The sequence below is a fragment of the Streptomyces sp. NPDC027189 genome, from assembly GCF_055566975.1.
The window spans coordinates 45158-64073 of record NZ_JBVHRI010000018.1 but is presented as its reverse complement, the minus strand read 5'-3'; the positions used below and the strand labels follow the sequence as shown (position 1 = coordinate 64073).

General features: G+C 68.8%; 20 protein-coding genes and 3 pseudogenes. 7 read left to right on the top strand and 16 right to left on the bottom strand.

Annotated elements, in window-relative coordinates:
- Positions 1–72 precede the first annotated feature (72 nt).
- The 13 genes from ACZ4RZ_RS34020 to ACZ4RZ_RS33960 form a co-directional block, all read right to left on the bottom strand.
- Complete coding sequence (locus tag ACZ4RZ_RS34020) at positions 73–1209, bottom strand: tyrosine-type recombinase/integrase (protein WP_467750571.1); 1137 nt, start codon at positions 1207–1209, stop codon at positions 73–75.
- Positions 1209–1406, bottom strand: a complete 198-nt coding sequence (locus ACZ4RZ_RS34015; protein ID WP_467750757.1) for a helix-turn-helix domain-containing protein — start codon at positions 1404–1406, stop codon at positions 1209–1211. Before ACZ4RZ_RS34015 ends, ACZ4RZ_RS34020 begins: the two co-directional genes overlap by 1 nt.
- Positions 1407–1573: 167 nt before the next feature.
- A complete protein-coding gene (locus ACZ4RZ_RS34010) occupies positions 1574–2821 on the bottom strand; it encodes a DUF3631 domain-containing protein (protein ID WP_467750569.1) in 1248 nt (415 codons plus the stop codon).
- Positions 2818–3171, bottom strand: coding sequence for a hypothetical protein (locus ACZ4RZ_RS34005; RefSeq protein WP_467750567.1), 354 nt, complete (start codon positions 3169–3171; stop codon positions 2818–2820). The genes ACZ4RZ_RS34010 and ACZ4RZ_RS34005 overlap by 4 nt, the downstream gene beginning before the upstream one ends.
- The gene (locus ACZ4RZ_RS34000) at positions 3168–4076 is read right to left on the bottom strand and encodes a bifunctional DNA primase/polymerase (RefSeq protein WP_467750565.1); all 909 of its coding nucleotides are present in this window, start codon (positions 4074–4076) and stop codon (positions 3168–3170) included. Before ACZ4RZ_RS34000 ends, ACZ4RZ_RS34005 begins: the two co-directional genes overlap by 4 nt.
- Positions 4077–4165: 89 nt before the next feature.
- A complete protein-coding gene (locus ACZ4RZ_RS33995; protein ID WP_467750563.1) occupies positions 4166–4477 on the bottom strand; it encodes a hypothetical protein in 312 nt (103 codons plus the stop codon).
- A 232-nt stretch (positions 4478–4709) separates the two neighbouring features.
- Positions 4710–6827 (bottom strand): hypothetical protein, encoded by a 2118-nt coding sequence (locus ACZ4RZ_RS33990; protein ID WP_467750561.1) that lies wholly within the window; start codon positions 6825–6827, stop codon positions 4710–4712.
- Position 6828: 1 nt separating this feature from the next.
- A complete protein-coding gene (locus tag ACZ4RZ_RS33985; RefSeq protein ID WP_467750559.1) occupies positions 6829–8412 on the bottom strand; it encodes a hypothetical protein in 1584 nt (527 codons plus the stop codon).
- A gap of 76 nt (positions 8413–8488) precedes the next feature.
- Positions 8489–8869, bottom strand: a complete 381-nt coding sequence (locus ACZ4RZ_RS33980; protein ID WP_467750557.1) for an RRQRL motif-containing zinc-binding protein — start codon at positions 8867–8869, stop codon at positions 8489–8491.
- Positions 8869–9726: a hypothetical protein gene (locus ACZ4RZ_RS33975; RefSeq protein ID WP_467750555.1), complete on the bottom strand. Its 858-nt coding sequence runs from the start codon at positions 9724–9726 to the stop codon at positions 8869–8871. The genes ACZ4RZ_RS33980 and ACZ4RZ_RS33975 overlap by 1 nt, the downstream gene beginning before the upstream one ends.
- The gene (locus ACZ4RZ_RS33970) at positions 9723–10052 is read right to left on the bottom strand and encodes a hypothetical protein (protein ID WP_467750553.1); all 330 of its coding nucleotides are present in this window, start codon (positions 10050–10052) and stop codon (positions 9723–9725) included. Before ACZ4RZ_RS33970 ends, ACZ4RZ_RS33975 begins: the two co-directional genes overlap by 4 nt.
- The gene (locus ACZ4RZ_RS33965) at positions 10049–10354 is read right to left on the bottom strand and encodes a hypothetical protein (protein WP_467750551.1); all 306 of its coding nucleotides are present in this window, start codon (positions 10352–10354) and stop codon (positions 10049–10051) included. The genes ACZ4RZ_RS33970 and ACZ4RZ_RS33965 overlap by 4 nt, the downstream gene beginning before the upstream one ends.
- An 85-nt stretch (positions 10355–10439) precedes the next feature.
- On the bottom strand, positions 10440–10598 hold the full coding sequence (locus ACZ4RZ_RS33960; RefSeq protein ID WP_467750549.1) for a hypothetical protein: 159 nt from the start codon (positions 10596–10598) through the stop codon (positions 10440–10442).
- A gap of 453 nt (positions 10599–11051) precedes the next feature.
- Between ACZ4RZ_RS33960 and ACZ4RZ_RS33955 the strand changes: the two genes are divergently transcribed.
- The 3 genes from ACZ4RZ_RS33955 (at position 11052) to ACZ4RZ_RS33945 (ending at position 12886) form a co-directional block, all read left to right on the top strand.
- Positions 11052–11846 carry a GntR family transcriptional regulator gene (locus ACZ4RZ_RS33955; protein ID WP_467750547.1) on the top strand — a complete coding sequence of 265 codons (795 nt, stop codon included), beginning with the start codon at positions 11052–11054 and terminating at the stop codon, positions 11844–11846.
- Entirely contained in the window at positions 11843–12508 is a 666-nt protein-coding gene (locus ACZ4RZ_RS33950) for a YdcF family protein (protein WP_467750546.1), read from the top strand. Before ACZ4RZ_RS33955 ends, ACZ4RZ_RS33950 begins: the two co-directional genes overlap by 4 nt.
- A gap of 72 nt (positions 12509–12580) precedes the next feature.
- On the top strand, positions 12581–12886 hold the full coding sequence (locus ACZ4RZ_RS33945) for a DUF6233 domain-containing protein (protein ID WP_467750756.1): 306 nt from the start codon (positions 12581–12583) through the stop codon (positions 12884–12886).
- A gap of 70 nt (positions 12887–12956) precedes the next feature.
- On the opposite strand, the pseudogene ACZ4RZ_RS33940 reads toward ACZ4RZ_RS33945, so the two are convergent.
- Positions 12957–13154 (bottom strand): annotated as a pseudogene (locus ACZ4RZ_RS33940) (IS110 family transposase); the annotation flags it as partial.
- 21 nt (positions 13155–13175) lie between these two features.
- A pseudogene (locus ACZ4RZ_RS33935) lies at positions 13176–13810 on the bottom strand (IS5 family transposase); the annotation flags it as partial.
- An 81-nt stretch (positions 13811–13891) separates the two neighbouring features.
- Here ACZ4RZ_RS33935 and ACZ4RZ_RS33930 point away from each other — a divergent pair.
- Both ACZ4RZ_RS33930 and ACZ4RZ_RS33925 read left to right on the top strand, forming a co-directional pair.
- Positions 13892–14709 (top strand): IS5 family transposase gene (locus tag ACZ4RZ_RS33930; protein ID WP_467750544.1). Its coding sequence is split into 2 segments (ribosomal slippage): positions 13892–14234 and positions 14234–14709, totalling 819 coding nucleotides; the frame shifts between segments, so codons are not numbered across the junction.
- Positions 14710–14724: 15 nt separating this feature from the next.
- Positions 14725–14820 (top strand): annotated as a pseudogene (locus ACZ4RZ_RS33925) (IS5-like element IS4811 family transposase); the annotation flags it as partial.
- 426 nt (positions 14821–15246) lie between these two features.
- On the opposite strand, the gene ACZ4RZ_RS33920 reads toward ACZ4RZ_RS33925, so the two are convergent.
- The gene (locus tag ACZ4RZ_RS33920; RefSeq protein ID WP_467750543.1) at positions 15247–15876 is read right to left on the bottom strand and encodes a hypothetical protein; all 630 of its coding nucleotides are present in this window, start codon (positions 15874–15876) and stop codon (positions 15247–15249) included.
- An 806-nt stretch (positions 15877–16682) separates the two neighbouring features.
- Between ACZ4RZ_RS33920 and ACZ4RZ_RS33915 the strand changes: the two genes are divergently transcribed.
- Positions 16683–16874, top strand: a complete 192-nt coding sequence (locus ACZ4RZ_RS33915) for a hypothetical protein (RefSeq protein ID WP_467750541.1) — start codon at positions 16683–16685, stop codon at positions 16872–16874.
- 68 nt (positions 16875–16942) lie between these two features.
- On the top strand, positions 16943–18778 hold the full coding sequence (locus ACZ4RZ_RS33910) for an ABC transporter ATP-binding protein (RefSeq protein ID WP_467750539.1): 1836 nt from the start codon (positions 16943–16945) through the stop codon (positions 18776–18778).
- Positions 18779–18916: the final 138 nt, after the last annotated feature.

Sequence of the window (18916 nt, the reverse complement as noted above, 5' to 3'; positions counted from 1 at the left end):
CCTACCAGGGACAACGCCCCCGCGATCATGGATCACGGGGGCGTTGACGGTAGTTCTTGACGGCAGTCCCGCCTAACGGCGCCGTTTGAGCAGACGATCCATGTGGCCCATGGCCTCCCGCCGGTCGCTGTCGCTCACGTGGGTGTAGACGTTCATCGTCACCGAGATCTGCGAGTGCCCCAGGATCTCCATCACGGTGCGGGGCGCGACGCCGGCCGCGAACAGCAGCGACGCGCAGCCGTGGCGGGTGTCGTGCAGGCGGACCCGAGGCAGCCCCGCGGACGACGAGATGCGGAGGAACGACCGGTACAGGTTCCGCGGCTCGATCGGCCGACCACTGCGAGTGGTGAACACGTGATCACTGTCGTGCCAATCCACGCCGGCAGCCGCTCGCCGGTCCGTTTTCCTAAGACGCTGCCACCGGAGCGGCGCGACGCACATCAGAGGAATCGGGATCACCCGTGCTCGCCGGTTCTTCGTCGTGTCGAGGTACAGCTCCTTGCCGCCGCGGTTCAGTGTGGTGCGCACCGTGAGGACGCGCCGGTCAAGGTCCACGTCCTTCCATTGCAACCCGAGGATCTCCCCGCGCCGCAACCCGAGTGCGACCGCCAGGACGAACGCCACATAGAGCGGGTCGGTCCGCGCGGCTTCCAGGAACGTCAGGGTCTCGTCCAGCGACCAGGGTTGAAGCTCGCGCGACTCGACTCGGGGGGCGGGGACCAACTGCACGACGTTGCGGCTGATGAGCTCCTCACGACAGGCGGCCGCGAGAGCCGTGCGCAGCACGCGGTGCGCTTCCTTCGCGGTTGCTGTCGACGCCTGCGCGGTGACCTTTGAGATCATCTGTCGCACGTTCGCGGTCGTCAGCGACTCCAGCCGGCGACTGCCCAGTAGGGGCACGAGGTAGAGCCGCACGTGCATCTCGTACTTCACGTAAGTGGTGCGCTTCCGGTGGGGCTTGATGTGCTCCTCCAGCCAGTACGGCAGCCACTCGGAGAGCTTCGCGGACCTGGAGGGCGTGGGGATTCCCTGGCGGTCGCGTCGGACCAGTTCTTGGCGCTTCTCGTCGCACTCCTCCCAGGTGGCGCCATACACGGTTTTGCGCTTGCGGGTGCCGTCCGGTTGCGGGACGTACACACGGGCTTCGTACCGGCCATCCTTGCGCTGCCAGATGCTGCCGGCGCCGTTCGGATTCCTCTTGCGTGCCATCAGGCAGCTTCCTCCAACTGGTCATCGATAAAGGCGCGGAGTGCGTCGGCCGGCACGCGGCGGCAACGGCCGATCTTGATGCTCTTGAGCTGGCGAGAGCGGATGAGGTCATAGACCTTGAAGCGACTGAGACTCAGTGCCTCCATCACCTCGGGAACCGTGAGCGCTTGGTGAGTGGTGGGCAGGGCGGAACTCACTGCGGCCTCCCAAACGGGGCTGTTGGCTTCCTTCTGGGTAATCCGCCACGTCCGCCACGCCGCCACATCGCAGGTCAGAGCCTTGATCATGTGGCGGATAGCGGTTTTGTGGCGGATAGGTGCCGCCACACCCGGCAGGTGTGGCGGCACCGGAAGAGCCGGTTTGGTCAGCCGGCGAAGACGGGCTGTGTGGCGGTTTCCGCGGACGTGTGGCGGATGGCTGTGGCGCTATCCGCCATGGATTCACCCCCGCTGACCTGCGGTGTGGCGGACGTGGCGGACGTGGCGGATTCTCCAGGGGGCGGAGGGCAGTAGCGCACCCACGCGTCCGCGAGGTCCTCCGAGTAGTAGCCCTTGGGGAACCCGGAGGGGGTGCGAATGCCGCGCGACTTGATGGGCTTGTTGGCGTGGGTGACGTACTGCCCCAACAGCCGTCCCAACGTACGGGAGTTGATCGGCTTGTCGTCCAAATCGCCCCACGGTCCGTCGTCCATGCGGAGCAGGCATTCGATGATCGCGGCGGTGGGCATGCGGTCCGCGCCGCAGAACACCTTGTCGCGGAGATCGGTCAACAGCCTGATGCCGATCGAGGATTCGTCGTTGTCGTGGGCTGCGCTGATCAGTTCCACACAGGCGGCCCGGGCCCGTGCCGGCCAGTCGCCCCCGGCCGCGTCCGCGACGGCGAGCAGGGGCTCCCACACGTCCGCGGGCCGGTCGGTGACGCCCTCGGGCATCTCGGGCCACGCGTTCGCCACCCGCTCGCGCACGGTGTCGGCCCACTTGGCGAGCCGATCCCGCAGGGTGTGGCCTTGCTTCTCGTGGGTGCGCTGCCGGTAGGGCTCCACCTTCTCGTTCGGGGCGCGCTTGCGCATGCGGACGATGACCGAGCGCGTGAGAACGGTGTCGGGCAGGGAGCCGAGCCCGGCCATGGCGACCGCGCAGTAGGAACCGAAGATCTGCGCGTTCTGGTTCGAGCCGTCCCCAACGCACCGCAGGGCGCCCCCGCTGCGCCGGTAGCCGGCGTTCAGGAAGCCGCGCAGTGCCTCATCGGCTCCCGCTTTGGGGCCGAAGATGGTGTCCACCTCATCGAACAGAACCGTGGGCAAGCCGGCTGACGAGTCGACCAGCCGATACAGGGCATTCGCGGAAGCGGACACCGTCGTCATCGGGCGGGGGGTCAGGAGTTCCACAATCTCCAGCGCCCGCGACTTGCCCGATCCGGGCTCCGGGGACAGGAACGCGATCCGCGGCGTGGTCTCGAAGCACTCGATCAGGTGCGCGTGCGCGTCCCACAAGGTCACGGCGACGTAGGCGGCTTCGCGGGGGAAGACGTTGAAGCGGCGGTGGAAGGCTTCCACCTCGTTGAGCACCGCGGCTCCGTCGATGGACGGGCCGGGAACCTGGTTGCTGGTCATGCGGCGGTCCTCCCTTCCTGGGGAGTGCGGAGCGGGCAGGTGCCGCGGTGGGTTTCGTGGTCGCTGATCAGGGCCAGCACCCGGGAGCGGCCCACGGCGCTGCGATCCCGCCCGCACAGGCACTTCGACGTGGCGGTGGGGACGGCGCCGCGCGGAGCGCAGATCTGCAACCACGCGATCGGATACCGTCCGTCGCGGCTTGGCGGGTCGGGGCGAACAGCAGTGGGGACGCCTTCGGCGACGCCCTTCGGCTCGCCCACGGCCGGATCAGGCGTGCTCTGTTCGGCGTCCTGCGGGTCGGTCGTGGCTGCCGGTTGGCCTTCCAAGGGGGGATGGGGTGGGGTGCTCATGCCGCATCCCGGGGCCGGGCTTTGCGGATGGAGCTGTCCAGGGCGCTGCGGATCGTGGCGCGGCACTCGGCAGCGGTGAGTCTCCGAGCCTCTCCGGCCCCTTGGAAGGCTTCTTCCACTACGTGCCGGGCGATGTCGCCCCACGCGACGAAGCGCCCCACCTTGAAGGCGCACCGGTTGAGCGTGATGTTGCCCGCCCCTTCCGGCGCCGCCACCACCACCTGGCATTCCCGCTCCAGAGCGGCGGTGGCCGCGCGGCTGCCGCTGAGCGTCGGCCAGGCGAACGGTGTGACCGGCCGGGGCGCGGGCTCCTCCAGCAGGCGCACAAGCCATGCGGGCAGCTCAGCAGGGGCCGTGTCGTCCGTGAGGGTGTACGGGCCGGCCGGTGTGGTGCTGCCGGTGCCGACGACGTATCCGCCCCAGCCGCGGGTGTCGACCAGCGGGGCGAGACTGCCCGCGGTGTTGGTCAGCCGGATGCCGGCCGGGGCGGCGAAGTACAGGTGCCCTCCGCCGCTCGCGGTCCGCACGCGGTGGGTGGTAGGGACGGGCTGCCCGGTGCGCTCGCAGAGCGCTTCAAAGGTCGCCGTGCCGCTAGGCGCGTCCCCATTGCTGTTGTCCTTCGGCAGGTCGAGATCCACCACCAGGAGCCCGGAGGGGCCGGTGGCGATACCGACGTTGAACGGCGCCCGCTCCCACGTGCCGCGGATGCGGTCCGGGTCGGTGGTGGCGCGCTGCTCCCACTTGCGGTGTCCGTCCACGCACGCCCTGGCCCGGGTGCAGGCGGCTTCTCCGTGCAGCGCGGGCCGCTTCGTGCCGGGGCGGAGGGGGAAGACGTGCCAGCCGCGCTCAGCGGCCGACAGGGCAGTGGCGAGTAAGTCTCGCCTGCTGTCGGTGGGATGGGTCATGCTGGAAGACCTCCACAGGTCTGTAGGGATCGGGTGGACAAGGGCGGCCCCGCGACTTTGGCGAGACGAGGGGGCCGCCCTTGGCGTAGCTAGGCGCCCTTGTTGCGGGCGAGCTTGAGGGTGACGCCACCGACCCCGATGGGGCCTGCGGCGCCGGCGATGACGGTTGCGGTGTGCGCGGCGAAGTCGAGGAGGAAGCACAGCGCGGCGACCAGTCCCCAGCCGCCGAGCACGGCGGCCCCGGCGATCGCGAACGGGACGACGATCCGGCGCAGCGTGATGGCGTTCTCGTTCGTCGCCGCGGCGACGATGACGACGGGCTGACCGGTCGCCTGCGCGCGGTTCCAGGCGTCTGCGGGTATGTGCGGGGCGATGATTCCGGGCGGGTCGTTGTGGCCCATGGCGGGGCTCCCTTTGGGTGTGCCGCGGGCCCGCGCCGAAGGTGGCGCGGGCCCGTGCGGTGGGTGGGTTTGCTTGTCGCGTTGCTTGTCGTCTCTCTTGTCGTGGGGCTTGTCGCTTGTCTTGTCTTGTCGCTTGTCTTGTCGCTTGTCGCCTCCCAGGTCACAAGCCGTTTCCGGGCCCCACGGACCCGGCGCACGGCCTCTCTTTGAGTGGGGGCGACAAGCGACAAGGTCAGCCCTCGGAGGAAGTTCCGGGGGCGTTGTCGCGGTGGACGTAGCGGGCTTTGGTGCCCTCCCCGACGCGGACCGCGGTGCCGTCCTTCGACCATTCCTGAAGCCACCGAACGACCGTCTGACGGGTGGTGCCGTACTCGTCGGTGAGCGCTCGGGCGATCGCGGACGCTCCAGTTCCCTCCGTCCCGGAAGCGAGGAGCAGGGCGAGCGCGGCCCGCTGCGCCGGGCTGTCCTGCTCCTGCTCGCGGTTGAGGGCGGACAGGTTCAACCCGCCCGGCGCCGAGGCCTCCGCATCCGTCGCGGCCGGCTCGGGTGCGGTGCCGAACTGTGCGTCAATCTCTGCCCGGAAGCGCCGCAGCATCTCGTCCTCGTGTGATGACGGCTCGGGTGTCTCGCTGCGCAGCGCGGACAGGTTCAGCCCCGCCCCGGCTGCTGCGGACGACTCGATGCCCGCGCCGGCGTCGGGGGTGAGGTCACGCATCCACGCGGTGCGCTCGGCGTCCCAACGCCGCGCGTACGCGGGTCCGGCAGCCTTGGCGGACACGTCGTCCAGCCGCGGGTGCCGCTCGGAGGTCGCGGCGGTGATCTCCCGGATCTGGTTCGGGAGAATGCGCCACGCCTTGAACAGCGCGGCCGGCGACTCTGGGGTGCCCATGAACCCCGCGCCCTGGTACGGGGCTTGGTCCACGCGGAGCCCGCGGCGGCCGGGGAACATCTTCCCCAGGTCCATGCCCTCCGTCTCGCCACCCGTGAGGGCGACGCGCACCTTTCCCTCGCGGCGGATCATCAGGTTGCCGAGCACGCTGCCGGTCGCTCCGAGGGCGGTCAGCACGGTGCGGATGCCCATGGCGCGCAGCATGCGGATGACTTCCAGGATCTTCTTTGCGAGCTCCTTCATCTGCCGGTCTGTGCTGACCAGGATCTCCGCACCCTCATCGATGACCAGCATGATCTGCGGGATCTTCGCGCTGACCGGGAGCAGGTCCGTGTTCGCCTTTGCCAGGACGTCCTGGTAGGCCTTCTTGCGGTGCAGGCCGACGGCGAGCGCGGTGTCGAGCATCGTGAGGGCTTCCTCATGCGTGCCGGCGAGCCAGTCGATACCGGGCCGAACAGGCTTGCCGTCCTCCCGCTCCAGCTCCCCGTTCAGCGCGGGCAGCGCCCAAGGGAGTCCGGCCGATCCGGCGTTGAGGTCGATCACCCACGTGAGGAGGTCCTCGGCTCGGGCGAATCCGGCGAGGATGTCGTGCAGCATGTTCGTCTTGCCCGAACCCGTCGGCCCGACGACCAGCGCGCACTGCTCGCGCAGGTAAGCGGAGACCACTTCGCCATTCGTCCGCACCCCCCACGGAATCCCGGTAAGGACGGAGAGCGGCCCGTAGTCGTTCGGGTAGGGGCACTCGTCCTGGAGGACGTTGACCGTGGTCACGTCCAGGATCGTCCGGCCCTGATGAATGCCAGGGCCCGCGGTGGCGGTGCAGCCATGTGGCAGCTTGGCATCCGCGGACAGCGCCACGGAGTATTGAGCGATCCGGTCGTACGTGATCCCGCCCTCGGGTTCGAGATCCAGGGAGTAGCCGGCGCCGGTCTCCCACTTCTCGACCCCAAGCACGCGCACGGTGATGTGGCAGATCCGTTGGATCCGCTCGATCCACTCCGCGGCGATCGCCCGCCGCTCCGCGGAGAGCTCCCGGGCAATCTCCCGCTGCTCCGCGGCGATTGCCTCTTCCTCGCAGGCCTCTTCGTAGAGGGCGGCGGAGCGGGCGGCGGCGCCGATGCCGACGCCGATGGTGGCGAGCGAGCCGAGGGCGGCCCAGGTGAGCGGGCCGTGGGTCATGGCCCAGGTGGTCCATCCGGCGCCGACGAGCCAGGACGCGGCGCGGGTGGCGAGGGTGCGGCCGGCGTTGCGGACGCGGATGCCGGCGATGGTGTGACCGAGGGCGCCCGCGGCGCCGACGGCCAGGGCCCAGCCGGGGGGCATGGCGGTGGCGGCGCCGGTGGTGGCGAGGGCGAAGGCTCCGGTGGTGGCGGACAGGGCGCCGGTCACGGGTCCGTGACCGGCGCTCCAGTCCAGCACCGGGCCACTGCTCTGCTGTTTGGCGGTGGCGGTGCTGCTCATCTCAGACGTTCCAACCCTTCTCAGCCTGCGGGCCGTTGCGGGGGTCCTCGTGCCGGGCGATGTCCTGCGCGTGGACCTGCCTAAACAGCGGGCCCATGTCCTCGGCGACCGCGACGGCGCTCATCAGGGCGCCGAAGATGTCGTTGAAGCCGTCCGCGACCTCCTTCTCCAGCGGGAACTCGGAGTCGGAGCGCTCGGCGAGGATCTTCATCACGTTCGCCACGCTGGTCAGCGCGGCCGGAAGGCCTTCGACCATGGCGAGGATCTCCATGGCGTTCTCGGGGTCGTAGGAGTTGGCGGCCTGCTCCATCTCGGAAGCGGCCTCTTCGAACCGGAAGCCGGACACGTTCTCTCCTTCACTGACAGGGACGTTCGTGCTGGTCGGAACCTGATGCGGGGGCCGCTGCACGTCGTCGGCGATGCCGTCGCTGCCGTCCGTGGCGGCTTCCGCGTCCGCGGCGGCCTCCCGTTCGCTGAGGTCCTCGCGGATCGCGTCATCGCGGAGGTTGCGCTGCTCGCGGGCGGCCCCGACGATGCGCCGGTACAGGCGCCGCCCGGGATGGATCAGCCACGGCAGGTTGAACTTCCGGCCGATCGGGCTGGTCAGGAAGCCAAGCAGCCCTACCGGGAGGGCGAGCAGCGCGGCGAGTAGACGCCGGCCCTGGAAGCGGGCCGCGGACCTGCGCAACGCCTGCCGGGCAGCCTTTCGGGCGGGTGCCTTACGGACGGCGCCGCGCTTGGCGTCGACCGTGGCGCTGGCCTTGCGGTCGCGACGTGCACGGTTCTTGGCGATCGCTGCATCCCGTGCCGCACGGGCCTTGCGAGCGGCACCCCCGAGCATCCGCCCCGCCACACCGCCCTTACGCCCGGCACGGCTGGTCAAGCCCGCACCGCTACCGGCGTACTTGGCGTTGCGGCGAGCGTCAGCGACGGCGCGGCGGGCCGCGGTGGTCTGCGCCCGCTGCCCGGCCCGGGAGCCGGCCGCGGCCTGCTGGGCACCGCGCAGCGCTCGGACCTGCCCGACGCGGCCCGCAGCCTTCCCCGCGTTGCTCTTGTGCGCCCCGTGGCCGGGCTTGTTTAGCGTCCCGCTCGCGGTGCTGCCGTGACGTGCGGCAGTGCCGGCGCCACGGCGGTGCTGGCCCGGCACCCGGCCGGACCCGGTGCCACTTGCGCGGCTGGAACGGGAGCCGTGTCCGCGGCCCCCGGACCCGGTCCTGCTCGCGCCGCCGCGGTGCAGCCCCGCGCTGCGGGCTGCGGCACGTCCGGCGCTGCGGGCGGCAGCGCGTCGGGTGTCGCGACGCTTGTTGGGGGTGCGGGAGCGGGTGGCGGCGACGGTTCCGAGGACAACGGCGCCGGTCGCGGCCACCATGGCGGCGATCGGTCCGCCCGCCAGGGATGCGGCGGCGACAGCGCCCACGGTGCCGTTCGCACCGGACAGGGCGAGCGGCACGACCGGCCAGCCACCGGGCGTGTGGTCGACCTCCTTCACGTCCTGCGCCTTGCTGGTCTGCGGCGCGGTCGTCGGGGGCGGTGGTGCGGTGGGGGCAGCCTCTGCGGCTACCGGTTCGGTGCTGAGTTCGGTCATGCTGTGAGCACTCCTTCAGTGGAGTAGGGCCCGGCCGGGGCCGTAGGAAGTTGCCGGCTGGGCCTGCCAACAGGGGTTAAGCGGCGCGCTGTTCGTCGGGGTGCGCGCACAGCACGCACATGCCGAGCGAGGTCGGCAGGCAGTAGCTGTAGATCACGCGGCACTTCGGGCAGGTGCGGCGAGCGAGCATCGCCAACGCGAGCGCTCCGCACCTGCGGGACGTCATCGGCCTAACGGGCTTGGCCAGGTCGATCAGGTAGAGGTAGGCGACCAGCGGGCCGCGCCGGTAGCGCGGGAGCAGCATCTGCGCCGCGACCGGCTGACCTCCAGGACGTAAGCCGCGGGCGCGGAGTTGGCGGCGGGTGGCGTAGCCGTCCGGGGCGTAGCGCCAGGGGAAGGTAGGGATTCCGTAGCGGGCGCCGGTCGGGTCGAAGCACGCGCCGTAGGAGTGCGGCATCAGTGCTCGCCCCCGCTAGTCAGCGCCAGCCGGTCGGGCTCCTGAGCGCTCGCGGTGAGCCGGGCATAGACGGTCTGGACGTAGGAGGGTGAACGGGTGGACTTCCGGGCGGCCGTCCGGATGGACTCGCCCATCACCCAGCACGTGCGGATGACGTTCAGAGCCTGATCAGTGGACAGCCGCTCCGCCACGCGCTCCCCCTCGCCAGCCGAGACCGGACGGGCCGGGACAGCCAGGGTGAACACCTGCTGTGCACCACAGATGACCAGCGACGACCGAGCCGGAACCGCACGCTCCACGACGGGCGTGGTCGGCGCGGTGGACGGTGTGGACGCGGGGGTGGGTGCGGGGGTGTTCACCTCGGTTCGGGGGGTGTCCACCTGGTCGCGTAGAACGGCGATCCGTTCGAGGATCGCGCGCCGGTAGTGGGTGATCGCCTCGGCGAGGACGATCAGCAGGACAGGCGGAATCGAGTGCAGGACAAGCCCGGCCGGATCTACCTGCCGCGGCATGCCGAACGCGGCTCCGTCCGGCCACAGGGAGGCCCAGCAGTTCATCAGCCAGGTACCCAGACCGGCGAACCAGCGCAGGGCGCTCGCCCACCCCGAGGGGTGGACGCCGTGCTCGGACAGCCGCCCGTCCACGATCAGCACCGCACCCAACGCGACTGCCACCATGGGGTCCAGTAGCCATGCGATCCACGGTGAGATGTGGTGATCGATGGCGAACAGGGTCACGTTCGTTGCGGTGAACGCCAGCGCTACCACTGCGACCGTGACCAGAACCCTGGTCAGGCCCGACTGAAGCGCCTGCAGCGCAGCAATCTGCGCGGCCGGCCGTGACTCCCGGCGTCTCATCCCGCACCCCCCGAGGGAGCAGGAGTGCCGAGGTCGCCGTAGCCGGTCAGTTTCAGCACGGCGCCCGCGTAGTTGGACGACGTCTTCAGCACGCCCGTGCGTCCGCCGTTCTGCTCGCGATAGACCACGTTGTCCGGGCTGGCCCCGAGCGCTTCTCGCCACGCCTCGAAGTCGGCCAGGCCGTTGTGGAACGAAAGCTCCAGCTGGTTCGGGTAGACCGTGGACACCTGCACGTTCGGCGCCACCAGATGCCCGAAGTCCATGGCCAGCAAGCGCAACGCCCGCAACGGCACCGCCAGTTCATCGAACGCCAGGGCCTCGCTCATGCAGCCACCGCCGTCCGGGCCGTGCAGCGCATTCCCTGCCGCTTCGCCGCGCGGCGCGAGCGCCGTGCGGCCGGCTGCTGCCTCAGCGGGCTCGAACGCAGTAGAGACTCGGCGTAGGCGGCGGCCTCCGGGTCGCTCTCGCGGAGCTCCGCGAGCACTTCCCGCGCCACATCCAGCCGCGCCGCCCGCTCAAGGTCCGACTCCCGGCCCGGGCCGGTGAACAACTCCAGATCGATACCGAAGGCCAACTCCGCGAACTCAGTCGGCGTAACAGCCACATGACCAGCAACGATGCACTTCATGGGTCGTTTTCTCCTTCAACTGGGACGGCCCGACAGCGCCCCCGGAGTAGCCGCTCCGGGGGCGCGCCGTTGGTGTGGGTGTGAGTCAGTTGTTGCTCTCGTTGGTGGTGCCGTAGGCGGCGTCCAACTCCGCCACCACGTCGGCGCATTCGCCGGCCACCATGCGGTCGTAGATCTCCTGGCCGCGCTGGACGGCTTCGGGTGAGGTCAAGTCGGGCGACTGCTGCGACTGCTTGCCGAACATGCGGACTCCCTGACGTCGTAGGTTGCGGGCCTGGCCGGACGCGCCGGCCCCGGCTCCCCTCAGCCCCGCCCGTACAGCCGCGAGGGCTGGACGGGCGAGGGAGGCAACCGGCCGCAGCGAGCTGCGGTGGATGTGCGGTCTCTTTCGGGGACGCGACTGCCGGATCAAGGAACAGCCCGCTAGGGCCCCGTTGCAGGCAGAGACCTGACCTTTCGGTCTGCCATCCGGACTGCCAAGGGATCGCCTGCCGTGAGGCAGACGACTGTCCGGTGCCCTCCCCCCGTCCATCGCGGGGCTCCTGGTGATGCACGGCTTGAAGCAGCCCAAAGAAGGCCCTTCCGGCTCGCTGTCCTAGGACTGCGAGCGGCCTGAGAAGACAATGCACCCGCAGTCCTAGGACTGTCAACAGTCCTGGGACTGTGCTTCACTGGGACGCGTCGAGAGGAGTTCTCCGTGGCACCCAAGTGGCGGGAACTGGCGGACCGCCTTGCGGAGCGGATCAGGAACGGCGAGTACGTCCCAGGCCAGCAGCTTCCGCACATTCGGGACCTGGTGGACGCGGGTGAAGGCTCGAAGTCCACGGTCCATGCGGCCTACAAGGCGCTGGAAGCTGAGGGGCTAGTGGTCTCATCCCGTGGCCACGGCACCGCCGTACGGCAGCAGGCTCCGCTGAAGCGGCTGGGTATCGCGCGGTACGACAAGGCCAAGTGGCGCGACGGTGACGAAGTCGCGTTCATCGCGGACCGCGTGGCGTCGGGTCGCGCGTACCGCAGGAACGAGCAGACCCAGAGTGTCAGTCGCGTGAAAGCGTCGGCACTCGTGGCCGAAGCTCACGGACTTCCCGCCGGCGCAGAGGTGTACGCACGTGCCCGCCTGGTCAAGGAAGGCTCGCAGCCAACCCATACGCTGACCAGCTACTACCGGCCCGAGCACGTCGAAGGCACGCGCATCGTCGATCCGACTCCGGGGCCTGCTGGACGCGGTGGCGGCTTCCGTGTCCTGTACGACGCCGGATACGAAATCGACCACATGAAGGAAGAGCTCTTCGCACGCGTTCCCACCACGGAAGAGACTCAGCTCCTCCAGCTCTCACCAGGTGAATGGGTAGTGGAGCTGCACCGCACCACGTATACGGCGGACGGCACTGTGGTGGAGTTCGCCATCGGGGTCCATGCGGCTACGCGCTTCGCGTGGGCCTACGACTTCAAGGTGCCCGACTCGGCGAACACGGAGGGCGAGAGCAAGTGATCTCGACGCAGGCATGGGCCGACGCTCAGCGGCTCTGGGACTTCCAGCAGATGGGGCACGAGCCGCGCCCATGCTCCGTGGCGATTGGCCTCGGCAGTCACGACCTGGGGGTGGCTGACACCACCGCAGACCTGTACCACCGTGGCATGGCGCCACTCATCGTCTTCACGGGGGCCACCAGCCGAACGACGCGTGAGCGGATGCCCCGTGGCGAGGCCGAGCACTATCGGGATCGCGCGGTGGAGCTGGGGGTCCCCGCGGACGCCATCCTCGTTGAGCCGAAGGCCCGGAATACGGGCGAGAACATCCGCTTCTCTCGCGCCTTGCTCGAAGAGCGGCACGTTCCCATCTCGTCGGTCCTACTGGTCAGCAAGCCGTACGAGGAACGGCGGGCCTACGCGACAGCGCGGAAACTCTGGCCTGAGGTGGAGTGGGTGAGCGCGTCCACGCCGATGACGCTTTCGGATTACGTCGACTCGATCCAGGACGCCAATCTCGTCATTGACATGCTGGTTGGAGCCCAACAGCGGCTCCTGGTATACCCCCGGCAGGGATTCATGATCGAGCAACAGATCCCCCACGACGTAGCGGCGGCCTTCGAGCGGTTGCGTGACGCGGGCTTCACAAGCCGACTTGTGCCGGAAGAGGCGGAGCGGGCCTGAGGAAACTCGGTGTGCTCCAGCCTGCCAACGTAGAATCGAACACGTGAACGACGATCTGCCGGCCCGCCTCGTCTGCTGCGCTTTCTCGAACGCGTCCAGCACGGCGACCTCGAACGCACACGGCGGTGGATCGCAGACGAGGAACGCCGCGAGCAGGAACGGCGGCGCGGCATCGATGCACGCCCACCCGAGCCGGACTGGCTCATCGAGCAGGGGCTCACGGGGCGAGCTGCCGTCTACGTGCATGTTGGCGGCTGCCACATGGCAGGCAAACGCAGCAAGGGAGTGAAGCGGGACCAGGCAGTGCGGGCGCTCGTCGAGGGCGTGGATGCTTGCCCGCACTGCCGACCCGACAACGAGCTCGGATATCTGGAGTGACCCGCGCACGCGTGTGTCCGCCTCCGGCTCGGCGGGCGCAGCGGTCAGGCCTGTCCACGTCGACCACGCTGACGCGGCTGTCTCGCAGGAACCGGGCCAGCGAAGCCCCGAAGGCTCCCGTGCCCTCGACCCCGACCGCTTGCAGCTCGCCATGCGCACGCAGCCACGCCAGCAGCAGGCGGTAGCCGTCCGGCGTCGTGGGGAACGACGCGGTGGCCAGGTGCCGGCCCGTGCAGTCGATCACTGCGGCCTGGTGGACGTCGGTGTGGGTGTCCACGCCGCCGATCACCGCGATCCGATCCGCCAGGCGGATTCCGCGCTTGCGTAGCCATCGGCGCAGGTGGTCGTAGTCGTATCCCTTGTCAGCGTGGAGCTTGGCCGGACGCCGGCGGCGCGGGCCGCGTCGGGAGCGGATGGGCGGGATGCCGCGTACGAGCGGTTCCAGGCCAAGACTGTCGTGCATGTTGGCGCCGGAGATGCCCAGTGACAGGGGCAGCCCGTTCCGGTCCGTGATCAGGTGGATTTTCGATCCGCTCTTGCCGCGGTCGGTCGGATTCGGTCCGGTCAGGGGCCCCCTTTTGTCGCCCGGACACTGACGGAGTCGATCGCGCACCGCGACCAGTCCAGCTGTCCTCGGGCGCCGAGTTCGTCGAGGATGACCCGGTGGAGGCGGGCCCAGACCCTGGCCCGGCTCCACCGGGCGAAGCGCCGGTAGACCGTGGGCCAGGCTGGCCCGAACACCGGCGGCAGCTGCCGCCAGGTGCAGCCCGAGGTGGCCACGAAGATGATCGCCGCCAGCGTCTCGCGGTCACCTGCCCGCCGCCGGCCTCCGCCCTGGGGGCGCTTCACCTCCGTCGGCGGGACCACCCTCCGGAACAGCACCCACAACTCATCCGGCACCAACCGCTCAACCAGGTCCGTCATGCACTGCTCAACGAGCGATCACACCAAAAGAAACGACGTCTAAGACGATGTCCTACGTGGTGATCGCTCGTTGGGCTGTGTATGGGGCGGGGTACGTGGAGTTGGATTGTTCCGGACGGCTTGTGGGAGATCGCTCGGCCGTTGATTCCGGAGGACCGGGTACGGCCACAGGGTGGCGGAACTGCGAATACGCCTGACGAGACGCTGTTCGCAGCGATCATCTACGTGCTAGTCAGCGGCTGCGCCTGGCGGGCCCTGCCTCCGTGCTTCGGGATATCGAAGTCCACCGCGCACCGTCGGTTCATGATCTGGTCGAGAGCCGGCGTGTGGGGCCGTCTGCACGAGGCGGTCCTGCACCAGTTGGACGACGCCGGCCTGATCGACGTCTCCCGCGTCGTCCTCGACTCCGCGCATGTGCGCGCTAAAAAGGGGGCGAACACACAGGTCCGAGCCCCGTGGACCGGGGCAAGCCGGGTTCCAAGATGCACGTCCTGTCGGACGCGAACGGACTGCCCCTACTCGTCGGCGTCTCCGCTGCCAACGTCCACGACAGCGAAGGCCTGAAGCCCGTGATCGAGGGTCACCAAACGAGACACGACCCCCACAACGGCCGCTACTTCAAGCCGCAGCGCCTGCACGCGGATAAGGCCTACGACAGGCCCGACCTGCGCAGATGGTTACGTGGCAAGCGCATCGGGGTCCGCATCGCCCGCAAAGGCATCGAGTCCAGCCAACGATTAGGGCGTCGAAGGTGGGTGATCGAGCGGACCATGTCCTGGCTGTCCGGCTACCGCCGACTCAGTCCTCGATATGAGCGCCATCCCCGCAACTACCTGGCTTTCCTCGGACTCGCCGCCGCCATCTGCTGCTACAAGCGCTTCATCCGCCTCACCACGTAGGACATCGTCTAAAAGGCCCGGGACTACGAACGGCTCGTCCAGCACTCCGAGTGCTTGATCACCTGGGCCGCGATCACTCTCATGACCAGGCGGCTGACGAGGCGAAACCCGTATCAGTGCGTCCCTGACCTCCGGCTTGTACCACTCATCAGCCGGGATGAGCACGATGTACGCACACCCCGCTTCACTCGACATGCCTTCGTGGTGCCAGCCCTGCTCAACCCTGAGGGTTTGCGATCTCCGGGTGAGCAGGGCCTGCACGGTCAGTCCAACGTGCCTTTTCGTTCGTCAGGCCGGTAGGAGAAGCTACCGCTGACTCCGCCACCCGCTCGGGGCTTCTCTGCCGCGCGCTCGTGCAGGCGCACTACGAGAGGGAATCCGAAACGGTCGAGGAGTGGAACGCACAGCCAAAGGCGCAGCCACCATGGATAGAGTTCAGGCCGGTAGGTGAAGCCGCCTTGGGCGTTACTGAGATCATTCCAACCGCGTATGCGCATCGATCGCTCCTCGGCTCCATCAAGGGAAGCGGACGGCACGTCATGTACCGCAGTCGTACCGCCCCTTGTGACCATAGAGCCGAGGCCCGCTTACCGTGCGCCCGTCCTCGGACGAGGTGGCATAGGGCACGGCGGTGAGCCTGTAGTCGTAGGTGCCTCTGCCGTCACAGGGGATGGTCCAGGTGATGTCCTGTGTCGGTCTGGCCGTCTTCTGCGAGGTTGCTTCGTCCGATCTGTCTCTCCAGCCCGACCAACTGCTGCGTTGGAATTTCCCCTTGGTCCACTGTCTGGCAAAGGCGCCCTCGCAGGTCTGCTCGGTGCCGGCTTGCAGTCTTCCCCTTACTCCGTACAGGAGTGTGTCTCCCACCCAGAGTGTGCAGGAGAAACCCGCCGCGGCAGCGGCCGCAGACGCGTCTGCGGACTTGTTGATGAACCGGGCGCGGTCCCAGTTCTCCGGCACAGAGGCGTCCAACGGAGCGCTTGCGTAGCCCTCCGTCCAGTGAATCAAGGTTCCCTCCGAGAGATTGCCGACCGACTCTTCGACGGCGGTGGGAACCGGAAATTGCTCTTCCGTTTCCACGGGGGTTGACGCGTTGCTTGGAGCAGCTGCTGTCGTGGAGGCCAGCGCAGCTGCGGCCAAGAGGGCTGCAGACAGCTTCTTTACCTTCATGTTTCCCCTTTCGGTGTGGTCATGCACCGTGCGGGAAAGGTACGGATATCCTGTAAACACCCGCTAAACGTGGGCAGTATGTGGCCGTTGGTGTCCACGCGCCGTCAGCCACCCGAGCCGACCTTCGGGCGCGTCTCCTCCATCGGCCAACTCCGCCTGCACTCGCTCCGTCTCCGAACCCGCACCGGCTCCATGAGCCGCCCAATAACCGGTCATGAGACGGACATTGAGAAACGGGTACTCCCCGCAGAGGGAACTGCGGCGCGCGGATTGGCTGGGCAGGGGGCGTGTAGCCAGCCCGCTGTAAATCTCCCGACGCATGGTCCATGTCCTCCGGGTGACTGCTGTCATGCCCGTTGGGCCGACCTCATGGGCCATGTGTGGGCCAGCAAGTCGGCCGAGAACGACCAGGACGGCGTTTAAGCAGGTCACATGGGGTGGGGACACGGATATGACGACGCTCTTGAAAGCCGTCGCTCTCAGCACCGTCTGAACTTTCTCCGCCTCATCAAGGCCCGCGCACGGCGGGCGCGGGCCGGCTTGTCGGCGGGGTCGCCGCCCTGTCTTCGCCAGCGGCGGCCCGGCCCGGCGGCGCGCTAGGTGTAATGACCCGCAGGGTTGTTTACACGGCTGATGGGTGGCTGGCCTCGGAGTGCAGCGTGGCACATTTTAATAGTATTTTGTCATTTCTGTACTTGTTTTATATCGGAATTAGATAAGAAATCCTTCTATTCCACTCCGTACAACGTAGATGGGATACACGAACGGTGGGAGGATGGGACGAGGGGAACGAGAAGGGTCAAATCATGAACATCTTCAGGCGCCTGGAAGGCGCGTTCGGACACAACCGTCGTAGGGACGACCACGGCGGCCATAACGACAACGGCCGTGAAGGCCGTGAAGGCCACGGCAACGACTACGGCCGTGAAGGCCGTGAAGGCTACGGCAACGACTACGGCCGTGAAGGCCGTGAAGGCTACGGCCGTGAAGGCCGCTGACTGCCTTCATCACTCTTTGAGGGCCGGGCCGAATCGCCCGGCCATCACAATGAGGCAGGGCCCACACCGTGTCGTCCGCACTCCGGCGACTACTGACTGTCGATGAGAACCCCGACGGGGACGCGGCGCTGGTCGCCGCCGCCCCGCCCGTCCCACTACGGCAGATCTTCCGGCGGTTCTGGCCCTACACCCGAGGCCGACGCCGCTGGCTGATCCTGCTGCTGTTCTTCGTCGTGATCGCCCCGGCGGTCTCCGCCGCGGAGGTCTGGCTCTTCAAGATCGTCATCGACGACGTGCTGCTCCCGCACAGACTCCAGCCGTTCTTCCCGATCGCGCTGGCCTATATCGGCCTGACCCTCTTCAGCGGCCTGCTCGGGTTCGCCGACGACTACGCCTCGACCTGGGTCAGTGAACAGTTCCTGCTGAATCTGCGCTCCGATCTGTTCCGACATCTCCAGGGCCTGTCCCACGGCTTCTTCGAACGGAGACGGCTGGGCGACGTGCTCTCGCGGCTCACCGGTGACGTGGAGGCGGTCGAGACCTTCCTGCTCTCCGGCATCGTCACCGCGGTCTCGCAGCTAGCCCGACTCGCGATCTTCCTCGCCCTCCTGTTCTATCTGCGCTGGGACCTCACCCTGGTCGCCCTGGTGGTGACACCGCTGTTCTGGTTCACCGCCCGGCGGTTCTCCCGGCCGATCAAGGCGGCCTCGCGGGAGCGGCGGCGGCTCAGCGGCTCGATCAGCGCTCTCAGCGAGGAGACCCTGGGCAACGTGATGCTGGTCCAGGCGTACAACCGGCAGGAGTGGGAACAGGAGCGCTTCCGCCGGGAGAACCTGGGACGGTTCCGGGCGGTCCTGGCCTCGACCCGGATCCGCGGGCTGTTCGAGCCGATCGTCGACCTGCTGGAACTGCTCGGCGGACTGATCGTCCTGGGCATGGGCATCTGGGAGCTGTCCCAGGGCCGGCTCACCCTGGGCGGGCTGATGGTCTTCCTCACCCTGCTCGGCCAGCTGTACAGCCCGATCCGCGGCGCGTCCGGGCTCAGCAACGCCTTCTTCTCGGCCTCGGCCGCCGCCGAGCGGATCATCGAACTATTCGACCAGCAGCCTCAGGTGACCGACCCGCCCGCACCGCGGCGGCTGGCCCACGCCCGTGGCGCCGTCGAGTTCAACGAGGTGTGGTTCCGCTACCCGGGGGCGCCCGGGCGGGCACTCTCCGGTGTCACCTTCCGCGCCGGACCGGGCGAGACGGTGGCCCTAGTCGGTGCGAGCGGCGCCGGCAAGTCCACCATCATCAAGCTACTGCTGCGCTTCTACGACCCCGAGTACGGGACCGTCCGCCTGGACGGGCACGACCTGGGGGGCCTGGCGCTGCGCGAGCTGCGCGAGAACATCGCGGTCCTCCTCCAGGACACCCTGGTCATCCACGGCACCGTCCGGGAGAACATCGCCTACGGCCGGCAGGGGGCCAGCGAGGCGGAGATCGTCGCGGCGGCCCGGGCCGCCAACGCCCACGAGTTCATTACGGGCCTTCCGAACGGCTACGACACGGTGGTCGGCCAACGCGGGCAACTGCTCTCCGGCGGGCAGCGGCAGCGACTGGCGATCGCCCGCGCGATGGTCCGGGACGCGCCCGTCCTCATCCTGGACGAACCCACCACCGGCCTGGACGCCGAGTCCGGCCACCGGGTGCTGGGGCCGCTGCACCAACTGATGGCCGGCCGGACGACGATCCTCATCTCCCACAACCTGCTCACCGTCCGCAGCGCCACCCGCATCGTCCTCCTGGAGGACGGCCGGGTCACCGACACCGGCACCCACGACGAGCTCCTCGCCCGCAGCCCCGCCTACGCCCGCCTCCACCGCCTCTCCGGCCCACCCGAACCCTCCCTCCACGCCCTCTGACCCGCGCAGGCGAGCACCCCGACGCCGCCGGAACGTGGCCGTGAGGGCGCCGTGCACGTCGGCTGGCGCGGGTCGTCACGGCTCGGGTCGTCGCCGGTCGTCAACCCAGCCGGGGACAGCCCGGTGCCGAGACCCGGG